The sequence below is a fragment of the Ursidibacter arcticus genome, assembly GCF_009761375.1.
GTDB lineage: Bacteria > Pseudomonadota > Gammaproteobacteria > Enterobacterales > Pasteurellaceae > Ursidibacter > Ursidibacter arcticus.
The window spans coordinates 1-22,930 of the sequence record NZ_LEKM01000143.1; the positions used below are offsets into that span (position 1 = coordinate 1).

Consider the following 22,930-nt stretch of genomic DNA (forward strand, 5'->3'; position numbering starts at 1 on the left):
ATTTTAATTGGTTTATTGATAGTAAAAGCTAGGCTCAATGCCTAGCTCAGACTGATGACAAACCCCAATTTGTTGTATCCAATTAACGGACGCCAGCGTGGCGTCCCTACATAACAAAATAAAATCTGTTATTTTTCAATTGGTTATAACTTTCCTTGTAGGGGCGCCACGCTGGCGTCCGAATGAAAAAAAACTTTGTCAATAATCTGCCGATTTTATTAAAATCGTTATCTAGGTCTGAAGAAAAAATCGGTTACAGTAAAAAAGGATTGAAAGCCTTAACAGGTAGCTCAAACTTCAATCCAATGTTGAATTTTGACCGTCAAGAGTTTGAAATTTCTCGCCCTAAAAAGCAGAAAGGAATGAGTATTTCAGGCTACCAACCGAAATTACAGCTGATTATTCACAATGCTCAGTTTGATATTATTGATGCAAGTGGTGACTATATTTTAAAGCCATCTCCCGACAATTTCCCATTTCTAGCTGAAAATGAACACGCTACAATGCAAGTAATGAAAGCGTTGAAATTTGATATGCCTGAAAATGGCTTAGTTTATTTCAACACCGATAATCCAGCTGAAAAGAATTTTGCGTTTGTAATCAAGCGGTATGATCGGGCTGAAAATTTGCAAATTCATCAAGAACAACTTGATGGAGCAATGGGAATTACCGAAAAATATGGCAAAATTAAGGACGATGGCGAGCAATATGTAAGCTATGAGCGAGTGGTAAAATTTATTTTAAACAATGTTACTCAAGCGAATTTAGCCTTACAGAAAACACTGTTTTTGAGAGTAGTGTATGCCTATTTACTCGGTAATAACGATCTTCATTTACGCAACTTTTCGTTAATCATTGCTCGAAACGGTAATATTTCGCTTGCCCCTGTTTATGACTTTGTTTCCGTCAAACCTTATGCGGAAGTGTTTAATGACAGCTTGTTAGCCTTGCCACTGTTGGAAAAAGAAGAGGGCGGAAATCAGCTGGCAGATGGTTTTGAAACTCAATATGGTTGCTATTTAGGAATGGATTTTATCGAATTTGGTAAAAATATCGGTCTGAGTGAAAAATTTTGCCAAAAATTGTTAGTGGATTTGCCTAAAGCAAGCGACAAAATTCACGAAATCTATCAAAATTCATTTATGCCGTTAGAGCATCAGCAACAAGTGTTACAATGTTATCAACATCGGTTAGGATATTTACAGATTTTTAATGAACCAAAATTATAAAAGGAAATAAAAAACAATGGCGTGGGTACAAATTCGTTTAAATAGTACAGATAAGCAAGCTGAGCAGATCAGCGACTTTTTAGAAGAAATCGGGGCAGTATCGGTTACCTTTATGGATAGCCAAGATACCCCTATTTTTGAACCACTCCCTGGCGAAACTCGCTTGTGGGGCAACACAGATGTGGTGGCATTATTTGATGCTGAAACGGATATGCAACTTATCGTAGAGGCGTTGATCACTAGCCAGCTTGTGTCGGCAGATTTTGCCCATAAAATTGAGCAAATTGAAGATAAGGATTGGGAAAGAGAGTGGATGGATAACTTCCACCCGATGCAATTTGGTAAACGTTTATGGATCTGCCCAAGTTGGCGTGAAATTCCCGATCCAACCGCAGTCAATGTAATGCTCGACCCTGGGCTTGCTTTTGGTACAGGCACTCACCCAACCACAGCTCTCTGTTTAGCTTGGTTAGATAGCCTTGATTTACAAGGAAAAACAGTCATTGATTTTGGTTGTGGTTCTGGCATTTTAGCGATTGCCGCACTTAAATTAGGTGCAAAACAAGCAATTGGTATTGATATTGACCCACAAGCTATTTTAGCTAGCCGTAACAATGCAGAGGCGAATGGTGTAGCGGATAGATTACAACTCTTTCTTGCAAAAGATCAGCCAAAAGATTTGCTTGCTGATGTGGTTGTGGCAAACATTCTCGCAGGTCCACTCAAAGAACTCGCCCCACAAATTATCACCTTAGTGAAACCGCAAGGCGACTTAGGCTTATCAGGTATTTTAGCGACACAAGCAGAATCTGTGTGTGAAGCCTATCAACAAGCCTTTCATCTTGACCCTGTTGAAGAAAAAGAAGAGTGGTGTAGAATCACTGGCGTAAAATCCTAGTTTATTGATAATACGATTATTGTATTTGGACACATAGCGTGTCCATTACACCCAATTTTAGTCTCCACGAGTGCTATTGAGAGAATCATAATATTTAGAAAACTAAGTCATAACCTAAATTTATATTGGTTTTGATGATTGATATTATGATAGAAGATTGACGCAATTTCGTAAATTCGTAATTTTTGCTTTCATTCCCCCTTTATTCGCTATATTATTGCAGATTATTTTAGGGCGTTATGATGACGCTATTCACGCTGAATTTTTATTCAGATTTTTGCCTTTTCTCAACAATACCCTAGGGGGAAAACAAAAATAAATGGAAAAGTTAGATCAAAAACCAATTATTGAGCTTCGTTCTATAACGAAACGTTATGGTGATAAAACAATTATTGATAACTTAAATCTTACCATTAACGATGGTGAATTTTTAACAATTTTAGGTCCATCGGGTTGTGGTAAAACCACTGCATTACGTTTGATTGCGGGTTTTGAAGAATTAACGGAAGGTTCAATTATTTTGGATGGACAAGATGTGTCTAACATTCCTGCGGAACAACGCCCTGTCAATACCGTATTCCAAAGTTATGCCCTTTTCCCACATATGACCATTTTTGAAAATGTGGCATTTGGTTTAAGAATGCAGAAAGTAGCTGAAAGTGAAATTAAACCGCGTGTAATGGACGCTTTGCGAATGGTTCGTCTTGAAGAAATGGCAGGACGTAAACCTTCCCAACTTTCTGGCGGTCAGCAACAACGTATTGCGATTGCGCGTGCTGTCGTTAATAAGCCGAAAGTACTTCTATTAGATGAATCACTTTCTGCACTCGACTATAAATTGCGTAAAGAGATGCAAAATGAGCTAAAAGCTTTACAGCGTCAATTAGGTATCACCTTTATTTTCGTTACTCACGATCAAGAAGAAGCATTAACAATGTCTGATCGTATTATTGTGATGAATAAAGGAAATATTGAACAAGATGGTTCACCTCGTGAAATTTATGAAGATCCGAGCAATTTATTCGTTGCACGCTTTATCGGTGAAATTAACGTATTCGATGCAACTGTAATTGAGCGTGTTAGTGAGAAAACCGTAAAAGCGAACGTAGAAGGACGTATCTGTGAGATTTATACAGATATGCCAGTTCACCCAAATCAAAAACTTAAAGTATTGCTTCGTCCTGAAGATATCTTGATTGAAGAGCTTGATGAAAACGAAAGTTCAAAAGCTATTATCGGACATATCAGCGACCGTACTTATAAAGGTATGACGTTAGAGTCTAACGTTATTCTTGATCATAATCAGATGAAAGTATTGGTTAGTGAATTCTTTAACGAAGACGATCCGCATATGGATCACTCAGTAGGTCAGAAAGTGGCACTAACGTGGCACGAAGGCTGGGAGGTTGTACTCAACGATGAAGGTCGCTAGTAATAAATTCCAAAATATTACGGTTGGAGTTATTTTCGGTTGGTTGATTTTTTTCGTCTTAATTCCAAATTTACTGGTGCTATTTACCAGTTTTATGACGAAAGACAGTAGCAACCTAATTGAATTTACCTTCTCAGTAGATAGTTATAGTCGTTTAATTGATCCGCTATATTCACAAGTGTTGTGGAACTCACTTTATATGGCAGGGATCTCAACGATTATTTGTTTAGTGATTGGTTATCCTTTTGCATTTATGATTGCAAAATTACCAACGAAATATCGCCCATTTTTGTTATTTCTGGTGGTGTTACCGTTTTGGACCAACTCGCTGATCCGAATTTATGGAATGAAGATTTTCCTAGGGGTAAAAGGAATTTTAAATGAAACATTACTCAGCTTAGGTATTATTGATACGCCAATTCGTATTTTAAATACTGAGATTGCGGTAGTTATTGGTCTAGTTTATATCCTATTACCATTTATGATTTTGCCACTTTATTCTTCCATCGAAAAAATTGATGGTCGCTTACTTGAAGCTGCAAAAGATCTAGGTGCAAATGCGTTCCAACGCTTTATTCGAGTGATTATTCCACTTACAATGCCAGGTATTGTTGCAGGGTGCTTATTAGTACTACTTCCTGCAATGGGAATGTTCTATGTGGCAGACTTATTAGGTGGTGCGAAAGTATTACTAGTCGGTAACATTATTAAGAGTGAATTCTTAGTAACGCGTAACTGGCCATTTGGTTCAGCAATCAGTATTGCTTTAACTATCCTAATGGCGTTAATGCTTTATGTGTACTATCGTGCAAATAAACTAATGAATAAGAAAGTGGAGTTAGAATAATGAAACGCGTATTTAATAGCCTCTTTATGTTTGTGGTGTACGCGTATTTGTACATTCCAATTATTATTTTAATCGTAAACTCTTTTAACGCTGACCGCTATGGATTAACGTGGAAAGGCTTTAGTTGGAACTGGTATGAACGTTTATTTAATAACGATACCTTAATCCAAGCTGCAATGAACTCTATTACTGTTGCTTTCGTTTCAGCAACCTTTGCAACCTTAATCGGTGCATTAACTTCCATTGCACTTTACCGTTATAAATTCCGTGGTAAACAAGCGGTAGGGGGAATGCTTTTCGTGGTAATGATGTCGCCTGATATCGTAATGGCAGTTTCTTTACTGGCGTTATTTATGTTAGTTGGTGTATCACTAGGGTTCTGGTCGCTATTATTTGCACATATCACATTCTGTTTACCGTATGTGGTAATTACTGTTTCTTCACGCTTAAAAGATTTTGATGGAAAAATGCTTGAAGCCGCCAAAGATTTAGGTGCTAGTGAAATGGTAATTTTGCGTAAGATCTTACTTCCGCTACTATTACCAGCGATTGTATCAGGTTGGTTATTGAGCTTTACTATTTCACTAGATGATGTGGTAGTTTCATCTTTTGTAACCAGTGCGAGCTATGAAGTATTACCATTGAAGATCTTCTCATTAGTAAAAACAGGGGTAACACCAGAAGTAAACGCTCTTGCGACTATAATGATTATCTTCTCACTCGCCTTAGTGATTTTAAGCCAAATTATCGGTCGTAAAAAAGACTAATGTTTTTTAAAAAGTAGATTATAAAAAACCTCTAGGTATTACACCTTATACCTAGAGGTTTATTTTATGTTGAAAGGTGAATGTTTTATTACAGCAATTACATTTATAACGTTGAGTGTTATTTCTAACACCATTCTTCTTTATATTTTGATTTTTACAAAAAGGACAAGTTTTTTATTCATTTTCAAAAAAGTGCGTTAAAGCCTTGTACTATAAGCTCTTAACGCACTTTTTAGCAACTATTTTGTCCATTACACCGAAATAAGTAGGCATCAGTATGGGTAGATATTTGAATTAATGCGACCTTGGAATATCGCCCACCTTTACCAAAAGTGGGCTTCCATTCGCTGTCAAAACCAACGATTTTTTCACTCATTAAAAATTTGAGTGCATTTTCAGCTTTTTCTGTCGTGTCAATGGGGTGAATTCGCCCTTTAAAGATAGCTTGATTTTCTATTTGAGCTATTTCTCTTTTAGAAATCTTTTCTTTAAAACCGAACATTGATTATTTTTATCTCACTTCTTACACCCTGGAAGCCCTAACGCTTCACGACTTGCATAGTAAGCTTCTGCCACACCTTTAGTTAAAGCACGAATACGTAAAATATAACGTTGGCGTTCGGTCACAGAAATTGCTTTGCGAGCGTCTAATAAGTTAAAGCTGTGAGCCGCTTTTAAAATGCGTTCGTAAGCAGGTAAAGGGAGTGGTTTTTCGAGATCTAATAAATATTGAGCTTCTTTTTCATACTGCTCAAAACATTTGAATAAGAAATCCACATCAGCATATTCAAAGTTGTAAGTCGATTGCTCGACTTCGTTTTGGTGGAATACATCGCCATAAGTGGTTTTGCCGAGTGGTCCGTCCGACCAAACAAGATCATATACACTATCTACACCTTGAATGTACATTGCTAAACGTTCTAAACCATAGGTAATTTCGCCTGTAACAGGTTTACATTCTAAACCGCCAACTTGTTGAAAATAGGTAAATTGGGTCACTTCCATTCCGTTGAGCCACACTTCCCAACCTAAGCCCCACGCCCCTAACGTTGGGTTTTCCCAGTTATCTTCCACAAAACGAATGTCGTTTTGAGTTGGGTCGAAACCTAACATTTTTAGGCTATCTAAATAGAGTTCTTGAATATTTTCTGGAGACGGCTTAATCACCACTTGGAATTGATAATAGTGCTGTAAGCGGTTTGGGTTTTCGCCATAACGTCCATCAGTTGGGCGGCGAGAAGGTTGCACATAAGCGAATGCCATTGGCTCAGGGCCCAATGCACGCAAGCAGGTCATTGGGTGAGATGTTCCTGCCCCCACTTCCATATCGAAAGGTTGAACAACAGTGCAACCTTGTTGAGCCCAGTAATCTTGTAATGCAAGGATCATTCCTTGAAAGGTTTTCACATTAAATTTTGCTGACATTGTGATTCCTATTGATAAATTCAGTTAAAAATGTTGGCTATTATAGCGGTAAGCGGTGAGAACGTGGGAATTTTTTGCAAAATTTATTAAGAAAAGACCTTGCAAGTTGCAAGGTCTGAAATAAGTTGATTTAAAATCAAACGACTATAATTTTGAGAAGAATTTATAAGATGGAATGACTAACAAGCTCGCAAGCACAGCTTTAATTACACCGCCAATGATAAACGGATATAAACCAAAGGCTAATACTTTATCCGCAGGAACAAATAACGATAATTGTGCAAGCCCAAATACAAAGGTAATTACTGTTGCAAGTAAGGCAACGGCAACACTCTTCCAAAATGAGTTTAATACGCCTTTGTCGCTAAAATAGCCAAGTACATAAGCGGTTGGCACGAAACCAATTAAATAACCACCTGAAGGGCCTAATAAGGTTTGGAAACCAGAAGACGCATTAGCAAAAACAGGTAAGCCAATTGCACCTTCAAACAAGTAAAGTAACACTGCTGATACTGCGGCTTTTCGCCCTAATGCAAAACCAACAACAGTTAATGCGAGAGTTTGCCCCGTAATTGGTACAGGGTACATTGGTACTGAAATTTGAGCAAAAATAGCAATTAAATTTGCACCGATTACGGTTTTCAGAATAAAAGCAAAAGCACGGTTAGCTTCTAACCATCTTTTAGTTTGGGTTAATTGTGCTGTGAACATAGGTTCTCCTTGGTTGAATAACGCAGGCGGATTATACTGAAAAGCATTTTATAAAGTAAAACAAAATAGGAATCATTGTGGTAAAACCAGTCTATATTTACGCTGATGAAGGCACGAGTGAAGTGGGTGTGAAATCGCTACAACTCGCCACACCGCAGAAATTGGGGTATTCAGCTCATTTGATTAACGCTGAACAACTACTTCAGCAAGGATTAGAAGATGCTGCTGCATTCATTATCCCTGGGGGAGCGGATCTGCCTTATTGTGCAAAATTAAATGGTGCGGGTAATCAGTTAATTCGGGCGTTTATTGAGAACGGTGGATTGTATATTGGTATCTGTGCAGGGGCATATTATGCCTGTAAGCAACTAGCATTTACTGGACGAGATTATAAGGTCTTCGGTGAAAGAGAGCTGGCGTTATTTGATGGAGTAGCGATCGGCTCTTTGCCCGATTTAACCCAACAGCATTACTATGATGAAAGTGTAACATCTAAAGCGATTGTTGAAATTACTTTGGCAGATCAACAACGTAAGCCATTCTACTATCACGGTGGGGCAACATTTGTAGCATCATCGGATTCCACTCATCAAATTCTTGGCTATTATTCTCAACAACGCCCAGCAATTATTTATGGCACATTAGGCAAAGGGCATTATTTATTATCGGGCGTGCATTTCGAGCTACAAGCAAGTATTTATCAAGAGTATGTGGTTGATAATACGGAAAGTTTACCTGACAAGATCAAAGAACAGCACATTATGCAACAACTGACGTTTGATTATGGTGATACCATTTGGGAGAAAATAAGAGAAATATTGATGCTAAAATAGTAACCCGCCCGTTTTACGGACGGATTGTTATTTATGCTATCTTAACCGCTTTATATTGGCTTTGTGGATTAACAATAAATTCTCGAGCTTTGATGATTTGTAATTCATATTTGCCACTTTGTTGAGTAACACTCATCACATCATTCACTGCATTTGCAGTATGTTCAAAAGCCTCAAGATCGGATTTACCATTGAGTAAATTTGCTAAAAACAGACCGCTTGTGAGATCGCCAACACCAACAGGATCTCGCCCAACAAATTCGTGAAGTGGGCGACTGATATGCCAAATTCCTTCAGCTGTGGCTAATAACATTTCAAACTGGCTTGGATCTTTCCCTACCTTGCTAAGATGTTTAACTAATACACGTTTAGGCCCTTTGTTTAAAATAGCTTTAATAGCATTAAGAGCTTGTTCAAAATTTTCAACAGGTAAGCCTGTTAGCTCTCTCAATTCGACCAGATTTGGGGCAATTAGATCCGCTTTTGTCATTGCAAAATCGCGTAGAAATTCCGCCACACCAGGTGCTACAATACAGCCTTTATCTGGGTGTCCCATTACTGGATCACAGAAATATAAAGCATTTGGATTCTTTGCCTTAATTTTTTCAACAGCTGCGAGAATCTCAGTACCTTGTTCAGCAGCTCCGATATAGCCTGAAAGAATAGCATCGCATTCATTTAATGCTTCAATTTCATCAATACCTTGTACAATTTCGCCAATTTGTTCTTTTGGAACGACCATTCCTTTCCATTTTCCATATTGTGTATGGTTTGAAAATTGAACCGTATTTAACGCCCAAACATCTACACCAAGTAATTGCATTGGGAAAGTTGCAGCTTTATTGCCTGCATAGCCATAAACTACGTGAGATTGAATTGAGAGAACATTTTTCATCGTTTTATCCTTAACATTGATCCTAATTTTATCCAACTACCGCAGGTAGATAACCTGCTCTCACCACAAACGGAATGAGTACAATAATAATACCCAAAATTGCAGAGAGAAGTAATGCTAGATTTCCACCAATCACTCGATAAGGTAAGTTAGGGTGCTTCTGACGAGCTTTCCAAACTAATGCTGCTGGAAGTACCACTGCATAGAAGGCAAACATTTGCCCCGCATAACCTAATGCCAAAATAAAGCCTTTTGGATAGAAGAAGGCAAAAAATAGTGGCGGAAGGAAGGTAAGTACACCAAGTAAAATACGGTTTGCTGAATAATTAAAGGCGTGTTTGAGTAAGTCTTCAATACATTCAAATAAACCGAGTGCTACCCCAAGGAAAGAGGTAATTAAAGCGAGTGCAGAGAATATTTTTACCGCACCGCCAATCATTTCACTGCCAGTAATAGTTCGGCTTGCTTCTACCAAGCCATTTAGCGTTGGATCTTGTTGTAGAATTTGTAAAAAGAGCGTTTGACTTAATACTCCGTGAGTGGAAAGTTGCCATAAAATATAACCAATTAGCGTAATGGCAGATCCCCCAATAATTGAAATTCTGAGTGCTTTAACATTGCCATCTAAATAATGGTTTAAACAAGGTATAGAACCGTGAAATCCAAATGAGGTGAAGAAAATAGGGGCAGATGAAATAAGTAATGCTTTATCAATTGGCATTGCCATTAGGTTGTCTATGGTAATTTTAGGTGCCATTAAAACTAAGACAACGCCAAGTGTAATAAGCATAATAAAGAATAGTATTCGGTTAATACCATCAACACTTTGTGTGCCAATGATGATAAATGCACCAAAAATCAATGTAAATAAACCAATGGAAAGTTTGAAGGTCGTATCTTCATCGCCAATTTGTGGAATTGTTGATGCGATAATAGCTCCGCCACCTGTAACATAGGCTGAAAGTAGAGCATATAAGAATACCATTAAAACGGTAGTAGCGACTATTCGCCCTGGTGAACCAAAATACTGGGCGGCTAATGTACCAATGCCCGCATCTGCGTCCGCCGTTTGATAAACTTCAACAAAAAGAAGAGCACTGTAAGTTAGGAATAACCATAGTGCAACCAAGAGAATAACTGTAAATGTAAAACCAATCCCTGCAGATGTGAGTGGCATTGCCAACATACCAGCACCAATCATTGTGCCAGCTACAAGTAATGTACTTCCTAGCGTTTTATTCATAATGAGCTCCTAATAGGTTCGCTAGAGATAGATAAACGGCAAGCAGACGGCTCTTGATACAACAAGGGCATTACTGTTGCCAGTAATGCCCTTAAATCAATTATGCTTTAGGTTCGAAACGAGAGGTAAAGAAACGAAGAAGTTTCGGTTCATATACCATATTCAAGCCTTTGATTTGTTCACGTCTCTTGAATAGGTTAATTACGCCTTCAGCAACGTGATCTAAATGTGCATAAGTATATACACGACGAGGGATTGTTAAACGAACTAATTCAAGTTTTGGTTTGTGGTTTTGACCCGTTACTTTATCACGACCTGCTGAGATAATACCACGTTCCATACTGCGAACACCTGATTCAATATATAGCTCTGCTGCTAATACTTGTGCAGGGAATTCTTCTTGGTCGAGATGTGGTAAGAATGCTCTTGCATCTAAGAATACTGCGTGTCCACCAACAGGTTTAACGATTGGTACACCAGCTGCTTCTAGTTTTTCAGCAAGGTAGCGACATTGTGCGATACGGTGTTGAATATAGTGGAAATCAACTGATTCAGTGATACCGATTGCCATTGCTTCCATATCACGACCAGCTAAACCACCGTAAGATGGCATACCTTCATAAAGTACCACTAATTCGCTTGCTTGTTGATATAAATCATCATCATTGATACATAAGAAACCACCGATATTTACTAAGCAGTCTTTTTTACCACTCATTGTACAGCCATCTGCGTAGCTCATCATTTCTTTTAAGATTTCACGAATAGTTGCATCTTTATATTCTGGCTCTCTTTCTTTGATGAAGTAAGCATTTTCTACACAACGAGTTGCATCAAACATTACTTTGATACCGTGTTTGCTACATAATTCTTTTACTTCACGCATATTTTTCATACTTACAGGCTGACCACCAGCAAGGTTTACAGTCACCGCTAAGCAGATATATGGAATGCGATCTGCACCAACTTCATCAATCAATTTTTGTAATTTATTTAGGTCAATATTACCTTTGAAAGGTAAGTCGATTTGAGAATCGTGAGCTTCATCAATGATAATATCTGTAAAGGTTGCACCATTACGCTCTTGGTGAGCACGAGTAGTAGTGAAGTACATATTACCTGGTACATAATCACCTGGTTTGATCATAATAGTTGAAAGTAGGTTTTCTGCCCCACGACCTTGGTGAGTTGGTACAACATATTTGAAACCATAGTACTCTCTTACTACTTCTTGTAAGTGTGCGAAGTTGCGGCTACCTGCATAAGCTTCATCACCAATCATTAGACCTGCCCATTGCTTATCACTCATTGCGGTTGTACCACTGTCGGTGAGTAAGTCAATATAAACTTCTTCTGAGTTGAGTAAGAATGTGTTATAGCCTGCTTTTTTCATATAGGCTTCACGTTGCTCACGAGTTGTCATTGCGATAGGTTCAACAACTTTGATTTTATACGGTTCTGCTGGATAGTTTTTCATAGTAAATTTCCTCTAAGGTGTAGAATACATTGATACCAGAAAGACAGCTAAGGCATTGTTATATAAGAAGTTTCTTACACAACTCTCACCTAACTTTCAGGTGTGAATAGTAAAGAATTATTTACGCTTTTCAAATACTTTATTTTAAATTTGCGACACACATCACAAAATAATGAAAAATCACTTTTTAGTTATTGATAAGGTGAAAATATCAGCATATATTTGACATTTTTTAACTTCATAATTTATCGCTATATATCATCTTTTTCAGCTTTATTAAGGGTAAAGTGATTGTTTATCAACCATTTTGCAACCGTTGTAATAACCTATCCATTGCTCGATAACCTAATGCTTCAGCAAGATGAGCTTGCTGAATGTTACGTTCATTAGCGAGATCAGCAATAGTGCGAGATACTTTTAAAATTCGATGATAAGCTCTCACTGAAAGCCCAAGTTTCAATAATGTATTTTCTAAAAATTGAGCATCTTGTGTAGAAAGTTGGCAATCCTGCTCAATCTCTCTAGTTGTCAGTTGAGCGTTAATTTTTCCCCGTCTGGCTAATTGCAAATCACGAGCGGCAAGTACCCGCTTTCGAACTTGCTCGGTAGTTTCTCCACGCTGTTCATTACCTTGTTGCAATACCCCCTGTGGTAAAAGTGGGACTTCAATAGAGAGATCAAAACGATCCAGAAAAGGCCCTGATAAACGATTAAGATAACGCATTACTTGTTGTGGCGATGTACGATTGTGTGTGCCTTGATAATGCCCTGTTGGGCTTGGGTTCATTGCAGCGATTAACTGAAATCGTGCTGGAAACTGTACTTTAGCATTGGCTCGAGAAATAATAATCTCGCCAGATTCAAGGGGCTGGCGTAATGCGTCCAATACTTTTCGCTCAAATTCGGGAAGTTCATCAAGAAAAAGAATACCATTATGAGCCAAGCTAATTTCACCAGGTTTGGGAATGGATCCACCGCCTACCAATGCAACCATTGACGCACTATGATGAGGTGATCGAAAAGGGCGAAATTTCCAGTTTTGGACATTTAGTTCATTCTGAACAAGACTAGTGATTGATGCTGTTTCAATCGCCTCATCATCAGACATTTCAGGTAAGAGATCGGCTAAACGGCTTGCTAACATCGTTTTCCCCGTCCCAGGTGGTCCAAGAAATAACAGGTTGTGTTGCCCAGCAGCCGCTATCGTTAAAGCCCGTTTGGCGTGCTGTTGCCCGATAATATCGGTCAAATCTCGTTGAAGAAGCGGTTGGTTTAAGTTGGTTTTTTGCAAGTCTTGCTGTGCAATGGATAATTTATCTCTATTATTCAGGAAATTGACAACTTGCAATAGCGAGCTTGCAAAATAGGTTTGGGTGCTAGATACAAGGGAGGCTTCATTGGCATTTTGGCGGGGAATAATGAGTTCACGTTTATCCTTCTCAGCCGAAATTACTGCAGGAATTGCCCCTTGAACGCCCCGTAGATGACCTGTTAGAGAAAGCTCACCTAAAAATTCAAATTGTTTTAGTTTATCACTATCAATCTGCCCCGATGCCGCTAAAATACCAATTGCAATCGGTAAATCAAAACGTCCACCCTCTTTGGGTAAATCCGCAGGAGCTAGGTTGATGGTAATGCGTCTTGCTGGGTATTCAAAATTGGCATTTAATAATGCACTTCTTACTCTATCTTGGGCTTCCTTAACGCTTTTTTCGGGCAAACCAACCAAGCAAAGCCCAGGGCTACCTAAACTAATATGCACTTCAATTGTAACTAGAGGGGCTTCAACTCCAATAGACGCTCGACTATAAATAATGGCTAATGACATATTTTCTCCGCAATATACTCTTATTGCCCCACAGCTTAAGCAAAGCCATCTTGCAATTCACTCAAGAAAAAATTGTTTTTCGATCTAGCTCACAAAAATTTTGCAAAAATCAATGCATAACGCACCGCTTGTAGTACACTTCCGTTTTATTTAGGTGTGAATAAGTGAAGGGGAATATGCACAATCAGCAAGATGTAATCGTGGTCGGTGGTGGAATGGTCGGGGCTGCGACAGCCTTAGGATTAGCAAAATTAGGGTTGAATGTTGCCTTGTTGGAAAAAAATCCATTGCCAGAATTTTCAGGAAATGCACCTTATGATGTCCGAATTTCTGCCATTAGCGTAGCGTCTGTTGCCTTATTAGAAAAATTAGGTGCGTGGCAGGCGATAGAGCAAATGCGTGTATGGGCGTATGATGGTTTGGAAACTTGGGAAATTGATGGGTTTAATACCGCATTTCACGCTGCTGAACTCGGTTTAGATAAACTGGGTTTTATGGTGGAAAATAATGTTATTCAAATTGGTTTATGGCAAGCATTGCAAACCTACCCTAATTGCATTCAAGCGGTAGGATTTCAACATATTTCTGCAAATTCACAACAAGGTATTTGGACATTAACCCTTGATAATCAACAGCAGTTTGCAGCTCCCTTAGTTATCGCTTGCGATGGTGCAAATTCTCAAGTCAGAAATTGGGCTGGAATTGGTTTAACCAGCTGGCAATATCGTCAGCATTGCTTATTAGCCGTAGTAAAAACATCCTTACCACCGCAAACTGCCACTTGGCAACAATTCTTCCCAAGTGGGCCAAGGGCTTTTCTTCCTTTAGCCGATGATAATGGTTGTATTGTGTGGTACGACTCGCCACAGCGTATTCAGCAACTCCAACAAATGAGTAGTGTTGCATTAGCCAGTGAAATTGAGCAATTTTTCCCAACAAGACTAGGTAAGGTAAAAGTAATAAACCACGCCAGTTTCCCTTTGACTCGACAACACGCTCAGCACTATTTCCGTAATGGAATTGTTCTTGTAGGGGATTCCGCTCACACAATCAACCCGCTTGCAGGGCAAGGGGTGAATTTGGGCTTTAAAGATGTCAAAGCACTATTAGAGATTGCAGAACAAGCGGTCGGAAAAGGACAATCTTTTGCAGATGTTGAGTGGCTGAAACAATATGAACGACAACGTAAAATGGATAATTTAGTGATGCAAACAGGAATGGATATATTTTATAAAGCATTTAAAACCGATCTCTTACCTGTTAAAGCCTTGCGTAATCTGGCACTTATTGTTGCAGAAAGAGCTACACCATTTAAGAAACGTGCGTTGAAATATGCGTTGGGGTTGTGATTAAATATAAAAAATCCCAGCAAGAGCTGCTGGGATTTTGAAAGACTTTTGGAAAAGTTGATTAGTCTACAACTTTAGTACCGTAGAAGTAAGAGTAACCAAATGGGCTTTGTTTATAGTCTTGAACACGTTTACTAGTTGGTGCGAAGTTCACTGAATGAGCAACGTTGATCCAAGGTGCTTGCTCTTTTAATAGAACTTGTGCTTGTTCGTAAATTTTTGCTCGTTCGCCTTTATCAGACAAGCCAATAGCTTTTGATAGTAAGGCATCTAATTCAGGGTTTTTGAAACGAGCATAGTTACTGTTTCCAACATTATCGCTACCGAAAAGTGGAGATAAGAAGTTATCAGGGTCACCATTATCGCCAGACCAACCGTAAGTTCCCGCGGTTAATTCACCTGCTTTAGTGCGTTTAATATAGTCGCCCCATTCGTAAGTTACTAATTTTGATTTAACACCCACTTTTTCCCAGTCTGCTTGAACTAATTCAGCCATACGGCGTGGGTTAGGGTTTGATGCACGAACTACTGGTTGAACCCAAATGTCTGTTTCAAATCCGTTTTCAAAGCCTGCTTCTTTTAAAAGTGCTTTTGCTTTCTCTGGATTATATTCATAACCTGTAATTTCATTGTTATATCCCCAAATTGTTGGTGGAAGTGGGTTCTTCGCTGCTACACCTGCACCACGATATACAGCATCAATAATCGCATTTTTATCTACCGCATAGTTTAATGCTTGGCGGACTTTTACGTTATCGAAAGGTGCTTTTTCAGTATTAAAGGCAATATAAGCAATATTCAAGCCTTCTTGTGAAAGTAAATTGATCTTTGGATCATTTTTCATTTTCTCAAGATCAGCCGCATTCGGGAAATCCATCATATCACACGCACCTGCTTGTAATTTAGCATAACGAGCTGTTGCATCTGGGACGATATCAAAGATTAAACGATCAATATCGGCTTTGCCATTCCAATAGTCTTTATGTGCTAAGAAACGAATGCGTTGATCAAGTTGGTAGCCAGAGAATACGAATGGACCTGTACCGATAGGGGTTGTGTCAAGTGTTTCTGGTTTGCCTTCCTTCAATAATTTATCCGCATATTCTGCTGAATAAATTGAAATAAAGTCCATACCTAAACTGGCAAGGAAAGTGGAGTCTTGTTTATTTAATGTAATTTTAACGGTGTGATCATCCACTTTTTCTACTGATTTTAGTAGTTTAGGGAATTTCATTGCATTAAAGTACGGATAAGTTGCTTTAGATACTGAATGATATGGATGGTTTGGATCTAATTGGCGTTGGAATGAGAATACAACGTCATCGGCATTAAATTCACGACTTGGCGTATATTCTTTAGTCGTATGGAATTTTACACCTTTACGCAAATTAAACGTATAGGTTAAGCCATCATCACTGATAGTCCAGCTTTCTGCTAAAGCAGGCTCAATATCTGTTGAACCACGTTTGAATTCAACTAAACGGTTATATACTTGTTGAGAACTTGCATTATATGAGATGCCGTCCATTACTAAAGCAGGGCTAAAGCCTGTTGGTGAACGACTAACACAGTTTACGAAAGTTTTATCTGCTGCTTGTGCTACACCTGCAACAAGTAATGTTGCTGCGACTAAAGAAAGTTTGCTTCTGAATTTCATAATGTCTCCTAAACGACCTTTAAAATTTTGTAACAAAATACCGTTTTTATAGCAAAAAGGAAATAACAAAAGAGAGTTTTTTATAACAAAAAAGAATAAATAAGGCAAGGTTGGCTTTAAATTAGATTTAATTTAGCTTTGCAGTCCTTTCGAAATTTTAGCAGGGATTTCATTTTCTATCTGTGAAATAGCATATTGAATAGCGTAATAGAACGCGTTTATATTTGCTCCACCGTGGCTTTTCACGACAACTGAAGATAGCCCTAAGAGCGTTGCTCCGTTATGTCTATCGGGATTTATTTGCTGTAATTTACGGTAGTAGCGATAAAAAATAAGCCGAAGTAAATAGCGTTTAGCTTGACGGCAGAGATGTGAGTCTTCAGTTGTTTTTTTAAAAAATGCGAGAATATTTTTAGCCGCACCTTCCAATGTTTTTAAAGCAATGTTACCACTAAAACCATCACAAACAATAACATCAGTTAAATGGTTAAGCAGTTTATCACCTTCAATAAAACCTTGATAATTAAGGTGTTGTGATAATTTTAATTGTTGATGTGATTCTCTTAGATAAATTGTGCCTTTATTTTCTTCTGTACCGATATTCAGTAATGTAATACGGGGATAAACCAGTTCCAACATAATTTGTGCGAAAATATTTCCCATTTCAGCAAATTGCATTAGTAATTTACTATCGGCTTCCACATTAGCACCTAAGTCAAGCATTACGGTTGATTTACCATTTAGAGTTGGAATTAACGAAGTTAATGCAGGGCGATCAATATTAGGCAACAATTCGATAAGTTGTTTGGCAAGCCCCATCAATAGCCCTGTATTCCCCCCGCTTACACAACCTTGTGCTTTTCCTTCTGCAACGGATTCAATGGCTAAGCGAATAGAACTACCTTTACTTTGGCGTAATGCTTGCATAAAAGGTAAATTGGCATCAATAGATTTTGCAGTGTGCTTGAATTGAATACGTTGTTGTTGTTCTAAAGGGAGCTTATGAATATAGGGTAAGGTTTCTGCCTCATTACCAAAGGCGAGTACAAAGAGCATTGGATTTTTTTCCAACGCGAGTGATAAGGCTGGGATAGTAATACGGGGACCAAAGTCCCCGCCCATTACATCTAACGCTAGGGTTAGACGAGTCAAATTATACCTCGAAAGATAAACTTGATTATTTGTTGATTACTTTACGACCACGATAGTAACCGTCAGCAGTAACGTGGTGACGTAAGTGAGTTTCGCCAGTTGTTTTATCTACTGATACTGCAGCAGTTGTTAATGCATCGTGTGAACGGCGCATATCACGACGTGAACGAGATTTTTTATTTTGTTGAACAGCCACGGGCCTTCTCCTAGATCTAGTTTTTCTTTAAATTAGCTAATACAGCGAACGGGTTAGGTTTACTTGCCAGTTCTTCTGGTAATTCACCAAAAACCTGTTCTGCCACGGACACTTCACAGTGTTCAGAATTATGCATCGGGACTAGTGGTAATGAAAGAATGAATTCGTCTTCTATCATATCTAGCAAATTTACTTCACCAAACTCATTAACTTCGATTGGTTCATAAATTTCGGGCAAGCTGTCCGCCTGATCCATATTTGACACTGGACTGAAACTTAATTCGCACTCCAGCGTCTGCTTAAAAGTGTTACTGCAACGTTGGCAGTCTAACTCCACATCAATCATTGCTCTGCCTTTAATTACAGTAAGACGTTGTGGATCAACATATAACGATAAAGTAACTTGTGCATCGCTTAGCACGTTACTAACCGATTCACTCAAACGGCTAAAAAGACTTGCAGGAATGAAGCCTTCGTAATCCATTCGACGCTGAGCGTCTTTATATGGGTCAATGGTTAGGGGTAGTTTTGCTTTTTGCATAGGGTGCGAATATTACAGATTGAAAGCAAAATAGTCAAAGAGAAAATGGCTTTTTGCAAAAAATTTGAGAAATCTTACCGCTTGTAGCAAACAGAAATAAAGCAATAGGTAAAATTTAGTAGAAATCCCACCGCTTATATGCTAAAAAGTCGTCCATTATTATGTTTACTTATAAAAAAGGAAATGCAAATGTCATTACAAGCAATTATTGAAGCCGCTTTTGAGCGTCGTGCAGAAATTACGCCAAATACCGTAGATGCAGAAACGAAAGCAGCCGTTGAAGAAGTTCTTGAAGGATTAGATAGCGGTAAATATCGCGTCGCAGAGAAAATTGATGGCGACTGGGTAACTCATCAATGGTTGAAAAAGGCGGTGTTATTATCATTCCGTATCAATGATAACCAAATTATTGATGGTGCAGAAACAAAATATTACGACAAAGTTCCACTTAAATTTGCCGAATATGATGAAGCACGTTTCCAAAAAGAAGGCTTCCGTGTTGTACCTTCTGCCACCGTTCGTAAAGGGGCTTACATTGCTAAAAATACCGTTTTAATGCCATCTTATGTGAATATCGGTGCATACGTTGGTGAAGGCACAATGGTAGATACTTGGGCAACCGTAGGTTCTTGTGCTCAAATCGGTAAAAATGTTCACATTTCTGGCGGTGTAGGTATTGGTGGTGTATTAGAGCCATTACAAGCAAACCCAACTATTATTGGCGATAACTGTTTTATTGGTGCTCGTTCTGAAGTGGTTGAAGGCGTTATCGTTGAAGATGGTTGTGTAATTTCAATGGGCGTATTTATTGGTCAATCAACCAAAATTTACGATCGTGAAACAGGCGAAATTCACTACGGACGTGTACCTGCTGGCTCTGTTGTTGTATCAGGTAGCTTACCGTCAAAATGTGGTAAATATAACTTATACTGTGCAGTAATCGTGAAGAAAGTTGATGAAAAAACGCGTGGTAAAGTAGGCATCAACGAGTTACTTCGTTCTATTGAAGAGTAATTTATCAATTAGTGCCTTATATCTCCGCCCTTCAGTGCGGAGATATAAGGCACAAAAGACGTATAAGCCGTTTCAAACCGAGGTGTAATGGACAAAATGGTTGCTGATTTATCCATTACACCCTATAGTTTTAGAATATAGCTTCAAGTCGTAAAAATGCACCCAGGGTATGTTTACGCTCAAGCTTTTTGTTGTTATAGAAATGAACTTCAGGTTGAATAAAAAACCATTTTCTTAAAATAGGCTGACGCCAAGTTATAAAAGGACCATATTGATTCAATGTTGCTTTTTTATGTTCAATATATCCCCCTACTGTAATACCATAATTTAGCCGTTTGTAACCTGCAAAATTATGTTCTCGATAAAGGCTATTCCCCCAAGTGACTATTTCATCTAGGTTATTTTTGTAATCAAGATAGGTATGATTGTTCACAAATGTATTCTTATCTTGTGTCAGTTTATTCTCAAAATTAGTACGTAAATAATGTTTGCTATTGAATCCATAACGATAAATCTGTTCTAAGCGTGTTGAATAAATATCATTATGTTTCCATTCTTTACTCACTTTTAAGCGTGCAAAGATATCAGCACCTGAGCGAATACCTATGTCAAAATCAGAGTCAATACCTAATCCTTTAAAAGCATCAGACCAACGTAAAGCAATTGATGAGTTATCATTTTTAGCCTGACGACGATCATAACGTTTATCTTTTTCTAACGGTTCACGATAATTAGGTGTAGTTTGGTTTTTATCTTGAGCATGATTATCCAAATCTTCATCACCAATCATAATGCTAAAGCGTTTTTTTAAGGTCGGTAAACGAATTTTTGCTCTAACCCTAGGCTTGACTGAATAGCCATCATACCTATTCCATTGATTATCTAGCATAATGCGTAAATTTGCAGAGGCAGGGCTATTAGGATCTGGTTCACCAAACCAATCGTCTATAGCATTTGACCATGAATGTAAAGTTGATTGTACATTGGCGTGCTGTTTATCTAGGACTGTTTGATTTTGTTGAGCAGATAATGTCGCAGGTAAAGCAATAAGTAAACTGATCGCAGATAATTTAAATATATAATCTTGCATAACACTTTCCTTTTATTTCCCATTGTGTATAGATGGATATTACAGTAAAAAAATAAAAAGATCTAAGATTGGTTTTAAATACTCAGGATAATCTCATACTTTTTCACTCAAAGCCTAGAGGCTTCTCTCGATAGCTATCAGACCGCTTGCGGATTTTAAGGGTTACAATTTTGAAAATGAATGTCATAAAATAAAAAATATTTTCCATATTTGAAAATTAAAGTAGAACTAAACAATGGATTTAAATGCAGTACGATTATTGGTGGCAAGTGTTGGCAGATTACCCCAGTATCCGCTTTCCCATCAATGCTCTATATCTGCCTCACCGCCACTGCTCGGCAGTGGTTAAGTCGTTTATTGTTTCTGGGAAAAAGCGACGGCTTATGAAGCAAAAGTTAGCCGAAGATTTAGTTCACTCAAACCTTGTGTTTATACGTTATCTGCTAATGAAACTATCTATTCAGTACGAGATACCGTGGTAGATAAATCTCGAATCAAGCAAATGATATTTGGTCATTTTAAAAAATGCCTATACCCTTTACAAAAATTTGATTCTGATACTGAACGTCGTTTTGCCGTGATTCTGGAGCGTGATGCGCAAAAATGGTTTAAGCCGGCCAAGGGGTAGTTTCAGATTTATTACAAACAAGGTGCCGCTCAAAAAGAATATATTCCCGATTTTGTTATAGAAACCGATAATTGTATTTTAATGGCAGAAACTAAAGCTTATGTAGATTTAGAGACCTCAGAAGTACAAGCCAAAGCAGAGGCAGCAAGAGAATGGTGTAAATATGCCACTGATTATGCACTAAAAAATCATTCAAAAAGGTGGCATTACTTGTTAATACCGCATAACGAAGTGATTGAATCTAAAAAACTGGTAGATTTTTTGAGATTTGAGAAAGGATAGAGGAGACGCTATGAGCGAATGATTAATGTCGCACATAACTTTTTCTACTATTGGCATTTTATGGCATAATAATTGGTAAAATTATCAAAATAATATGATCTTCAAAACTCATTTGGAATGATTTATGATAAAACCCGTACTCTTTTTTGCCCATCTCTGCCCCGATACCGAGCCTTTCGTGGCAGAGTTAGCCCATTTAAACGTGGATTATGAAGGCGTAAATATTTTGGAATCAATGGCAAACTATAAACGTTTTCTGTTTTTGCGAGATCATCATTCCGCTTTCGACCACGCTAAACAAAACCGCTATATCGGTATTCCTGCTTTGTTATTAGCTGATGAGAGGGTGGTTTTGGATAAAGATGAGTTAAGCTCAGTGTTTAAATAAAAGTGCGGTGCTTTTTGTGAGAGTTTTGTAAAATTTAAGGGATACTTAATATGCAACCTTACTCAAAATCACTCAAACCTCTCTCACAGAAACTTCGCACTGAACAAACAGATGCGGAAAGAAAATTATGGCAACAGATAAACCGAGATCAGCTTTTAGGTTTTCGTTTTAACCGCCAAAAGCCACTGTTGAATTACATTGTGGATTTTTACTGCTCGAAAGCAAAGTTGATTATTGAATTAGACGGTAGCCAACATTACAACCCTGATTATCAGGAAAAAGATCGCTTGCGTGATGCGGAACTAAACTCGCTAGGATTTACCGTAATGCGGTTTAGCAATAATGAAATCTATCTTGAAATTGAAGCGGTAATAGAGCAGATTTATTTGTTTTTGGAGAAGGTTAGGGCAAATCTCCCCTAACCCCTCTTTGACTAAAGAGGGGGATCAGATCTCCAAGAATTTAGAGAATTGAGTTCTTCATCGGCAATAAGAACATTTAAAATGCAATGATGAAGTGTATTTTGAGAACGTTAGGGCAAATCTCCCCTAACCCCTCTTTACTAAAGAGGGGGATTAGATCTCCAAGAATTTAGAGAATTAAGTTCTTCATCGGCAATAGAACATTTAAAATGCAATGATGAGGTATATTTTGAGAAAGCTAGGACAAATCTCCCCTAGCCTCTCTTTGCTAAAGAAGGGATCGGATCTCCAAGAATTTAGAGAATTAAGTTCTTCATTGACAATAAAATTTAAAATGCAATGATGAAGTGTATTTTGAGAAGGCTAGGACAAATCTCCCCTAGCCGCTCTTTACTAAAGAGGGGGATCGGATCTCCAAAAATTTAGAGAATTGATTTCTTCATCAGCAATAGAACATTTAAAATGTAAAGTAGCCCACAGAACTTAATTTTTACATAATTCCAGTCCCCCTCTTTAGCAAAGAGGGGCTAGGGGGTACAACCTGATAACATCGTTTACATCTTAACCCAAAGACATCGTTTACATTCTTTCGTAAACTTATCATCAAAATCCTTGAGGAGATTGAT

23 protein-coding genes and 1 pseudogene are annotated in these 22,930 nt (G+C 38.1%); 11 read left to right on the plus strand and 13 right to left on the minus strand.

Features of this window, described 5'->3' with window-relative positions; genetic code table 11:
- Nucleotides 1-182 precede the first annotated feature (182 nt).
- From A1D25_RS06395 to potC, 5 genes are all read left to right on the plus strand, one after another.
- Nucleotides 183-1,229, plus strand: a complete 1,047-nt coding sequence (locus A1D25_RS06395) for a HipA domain-containing protein (protein WP_157394864.1) — start codon at nt 183-185, stop codon at nt 1,227-1,229.
- A gap of 16 nt (nt 1,230-1,245) precedes the next feature.
- A complete protein-coding gene (gene prmA, locus A1D25_RS06400; RefSeq protein ID WP_157394865.1) occupies nt 1,246-2,127 on the plus strand; it encodes a 50S ribosomal protein L11 methyltransferase in 882 nt (293 codons plus the stop codon).
- 319 nt (nt 2,128-2,446) lie between these two features.
- Nucleotides 2,447-3,559, plus strand: coding sequence for a spermidine/putrescine ABC transporter ATP-binding protein PotA (gene potA, locus A1D25_RS06405; RefSeq protein WP_157394866.1), 1,113 nt, complete (start codon nt 2,447-2,449; stop codon nt 3,557-3,559).
- The gene (potB, locus tag A1D25_RS06410; protein WP_157394867.1) at nt 3,546-4,406 is read left to right on the plus strand and encodes a spermidine/putrescine ABC transporter permease PotB; all 861 of its coding nucleotides are present in this window, start codon (nt 3,546-3,548) and stop codon (nt 4,404-4,406) included. The genes potA and potB overlap by 14 nt, the downstream gene beginning before the upstream one ends.
- On the plus strand, nt 4,406-5,173 hold the full coding sequence (gene potC, locus A1D25_RS06415; RefSeq protein ID WP_157394868.1) for a spermidine/putrescine ABC transporter permease PotC: 768 nt from the start codon (nt 4,406-4,408) through the stop codon (nt 5,171-5,173). Before potB ends, potC begins: the two co-directional genes overlap by 1 nt.
- A gap of 51 nt (nt 5,174-5,224) precedes the next feature.
- On the opposite strand, the pseudogene A1D25_RS11265 reads toward potC, so the two are convergent.
- From A1D25_RS11265 to A1D25_RS06430, 4 genes and pseudogenes are all read right to left on the minus strand, one after another.
- A pseudogene (locus tag A1D25_RS11265) lies at nt 5,225-5,332 on the minus strand (IS1/IS1595 family N-terminal zinc-binding domain-containing protein); the annotation flags it as partial.
- Between the two features lie 73 nt (nt 5,333-5,405).
- Nucleotides 5,406-5,675: a 3'-5' exonuclease family protein gene (locus tag A1D25_RS06420; RefSeq protein ID WP_157394869.1), complete on the minus strand. Its 270-nt coding sequence runs from the start codon at nt 5,673-5,675 to the stop codon at nt 5,406-5,408.
- 14 nt (nt 5,676-5,689) lie between these two features.
- Nucleotides 5,690-6,598, minus strand: coding sequence for a glycine--tRNA ligase subunit alpha (gene glyQ / locus A1D25_RS06425; protein ID WP_157394870.1), 909 nt, complete (start codon nt 6,596-6,598; stop codon nt 5,690-5,692).
- Nucleotides 6,599-6,742: 144 nt separating this feature from the next.
- Nucleotides 6,743-7,309, minus strand: a complete 567-nt coding sequence (locus tag A1D25_RS06430; protein WP_157394871.1) for a biotin transporter BioY — start codon at nt 7,307-7,309, stop codon at nt 6,743-6,745.
- A 77-nt stretch (nt 7,310-7,386) separates the two neighbouring features.
- On the opposite strand from A1D25_RS06430, the gene A1D25_RS06435 reads away from it, so the two are divergent.
- Entirely contained in the window at nt 7,387-8,142 is a 756-nt protein-coding gene (locus A1D25_RS06435; RefSeq protein WP_157394872.1) for a BPL-N domain-containing protein, read from the plus strand.
- A 31-nt stretch (nt 8,143-8,173) separates the two neighbouring features.
- Here A1D25_RS06435 and pdxY read toward each other — a convergent pair whose 3' ends face one another.
- The 4 genes from pdxY to A1D25_RS06455 all read right to left on the minus strand — a co-directional run bounded on the left by pdxY (nt 8,174) and on the right by A1D25_RS06455 (nt 13,585).
- Entirely contained in the window at nt 8,174-9,037 is an 864-nt protein-coding gene (pdxY, locus tag A1D25_RS06440) for a pyridoxal kinase PdxY (RefSeq protein ID WP_157394873.1), read from the minus strand.
- Nucleotides 9,038-9,065: 28 nt separating this feature from the next.
- Nucleotides 9,066-10,280: an aromatic amino acid transporter gene (locus tag A1D25_RS06445; RefSeq protein ID WP_157394874.1), complete on the minus strand. Its 1,215-nt coding sequence runs from the start codon at nt 10,278-10,280 to the stop codon at nt 9,066-9,068.
- A 100-nt stretch (nt 10,281-10,380) separates the two neighbouring features.
- Nucleotides 10,381-11,757 carry a tyrosine phenol-lyase gene (locus tag A1D25_RS06450; RefSeq protein WP_157394875.1) on the minus strand — a complete coding sequence of 459 codons (1,377 nt, stop codon included), beginning with the start codon at nt 11,755-11,757 and terminating at the stop codon, nt 10,381-10,383.
- Nucleotides 11,758-12,055: 298 nt separating this feature from the next.
- On the minus strand, nt 12,056-13,585 hold the full coding sequence (locus A1D25_RS06455; protein WP_157394876.1) for a YifB family Mg chelatase-like AAA ATPase: 1,530 nt from the start codon (nt 13,583-13,585) through the stop codon (nt 12,056-12,058).
- Between the two features lie 176 nt (nt 13,586-13,761).
- Here A1D25_RS06455 and A1D25_RS06460 point away from each other — a divergent pair, with 176 nt between their 5' ends.
- Nucleotides 13,762-14,934: an FAD-dependent oxidoreductase gene (locus A1D25_RS06460; RefSeq protein WP_157394877.1), complete on the plus strand. Its 1,173-nt coding sequence runs from the start codon at nt 13,762-13,764 to the stop codon at nt 14,932-14,934.
- A gap of 61 nt (nt 14,935-14,995) precedes the next feature.
- Here A1D25_RS06460 and A1D25_RS06465 read toward each other — a convergent pair whose 3' ends face one another.
- The 4 genes from A1D25_RS06465 to yceD form a co-directional block, all read right to left on the minus strand.
- On the minus strand, nt 14,996-16,591 hold the full coding sequence (locus A1D25_RS06465) for an ABC transporter substrate-binding protein (protein ID WP_157394878.1): 1,596 nt from the start codon (nt 16,589-16,591) through the stop codon (nt 14,996-14,998).
- A 132-nt stretch (nt 16,592-16,723) separates the two neighbouring features.
- Nucleotides 16,724-17,743: a phosphate acyltransferase PlsX gene (gene plsX, locus A1D25_RS06470; protein ID WP_157394879.1), complete on the minus strand. Its 1,020-nt coding sequence runs from the start codon at nt 17,741-17,743 to the stop codon at nt 16,724-16,726.
- 25 nt (nt 17,744-17,768) lie between these two features.
- Nucleotides 17,769-17,939 carry a 50S ribosomal protein L32 gene (gene rpmF / locus A1D25_RS06475; RefSeq protein ID WP_005598552.1) on the minus strand — a complete coding sequence of 57 codons (171 nt, stop codon included), beginning with the start codon at nt 17,937-17,939 and terminating at the stop codon, nt 17,769-17,771.
- 16 nt (nt 17,940-17,955) lie between these two features.
- The gene (yceD, locus tag A1D25_RS06480) at nt 17,956-18,480 is read right to left on the minus strand and encodes a 23S rRNA accumulation protein YceD (protein ID WP_157394880.1); all 525 of its coding nucleotides are present in this window, start codon (nt 18,478-18,480) and stop codon (nt 17,956-17,958) included.
- Between the two features lie 189 nt (nt 18,481-18,669).
- On the opposite strand from yceD, the gene dapD reads away from it, so the two are divergent.
- On the plus strand, nt 18,670-19,494 hold the full coding sequence (gene dapD, locus A1D25_RS06485) for a 2,3,4,5-tetrahydropyridine-2,6-dicarboxylate N-succinyltransferase (RefSeq protein ID WP_157394881.1): 825 nt from the start codon (nt 18,670-18,672) through the stop codon (nt 19,492-19,494).
- A gap of 130 nt (nt 19,495-19,624) precedes the next feature.
- Here the strand turns inward: dapD and A1D25_RS06490 are convergent, their stop codons facing one another.
- Nucleotides 19,625-20,584 (minus strand): hypothetical protein, encoded by a 960-nt coding sequence (locus tag A1D25_RS06490; protein WP_157394882.1) that lies wholly within the window; start codon nt 20,582-20,584, stop codon nt 19,625-19,627.
- A gap of 709 nt (nt 20,585-21,293) precedes the next feature.
- Between A1D25_RS06490 and A1D25_RS11310 the strand changes: the two genes are divergently transcribed.
- The 3 genes from A1D25_RS11310 to A1D25_RS06505 all read left to right on the plus strand — a co-directional run bounded on the left by A1D25_RS11310 (nt 21,294) and on the right by A1D25_RS06505 (nt 22,304).
- Nucleotides 21,294-21,494: a hypothetical protein gene (locus A1D25_RS11310; protein ID WP_205420589.1), complete on the plus strand. Its 201-nt coding sequence runs from the start codon at nt 21,294-21,296 to the stop codon at nt 21,492-21,494.
- 124 nt (nt 21,495-21,618) lie between these two features.
- Nucleotides 21,619-21,882, plus strand: a complete 264-nt coding sequence (locus tag A1D25_RS06500; RefSeq protein WP_157394883.1) for a hypothetical protein — start codon at nt 21,619-21,621, stop codon at nt 21,880-21,882.
- A gap of 50 nt (nt 21,883-21,932) precedes the next feature.
- Nucleotides 21,933-22,304: an endonuclease domain-containing protein gene (locus A1D25_RS06505; protein ID WP_157394884.1), complete on the plus strand. Its 372-nt coding sequence runs from the start codon at nt 21,933-21,935 to the stop codon at nt 22,302-22,304.
- Nucleotides 22,305-22,930: the final 626 nt, after the last annotated feature.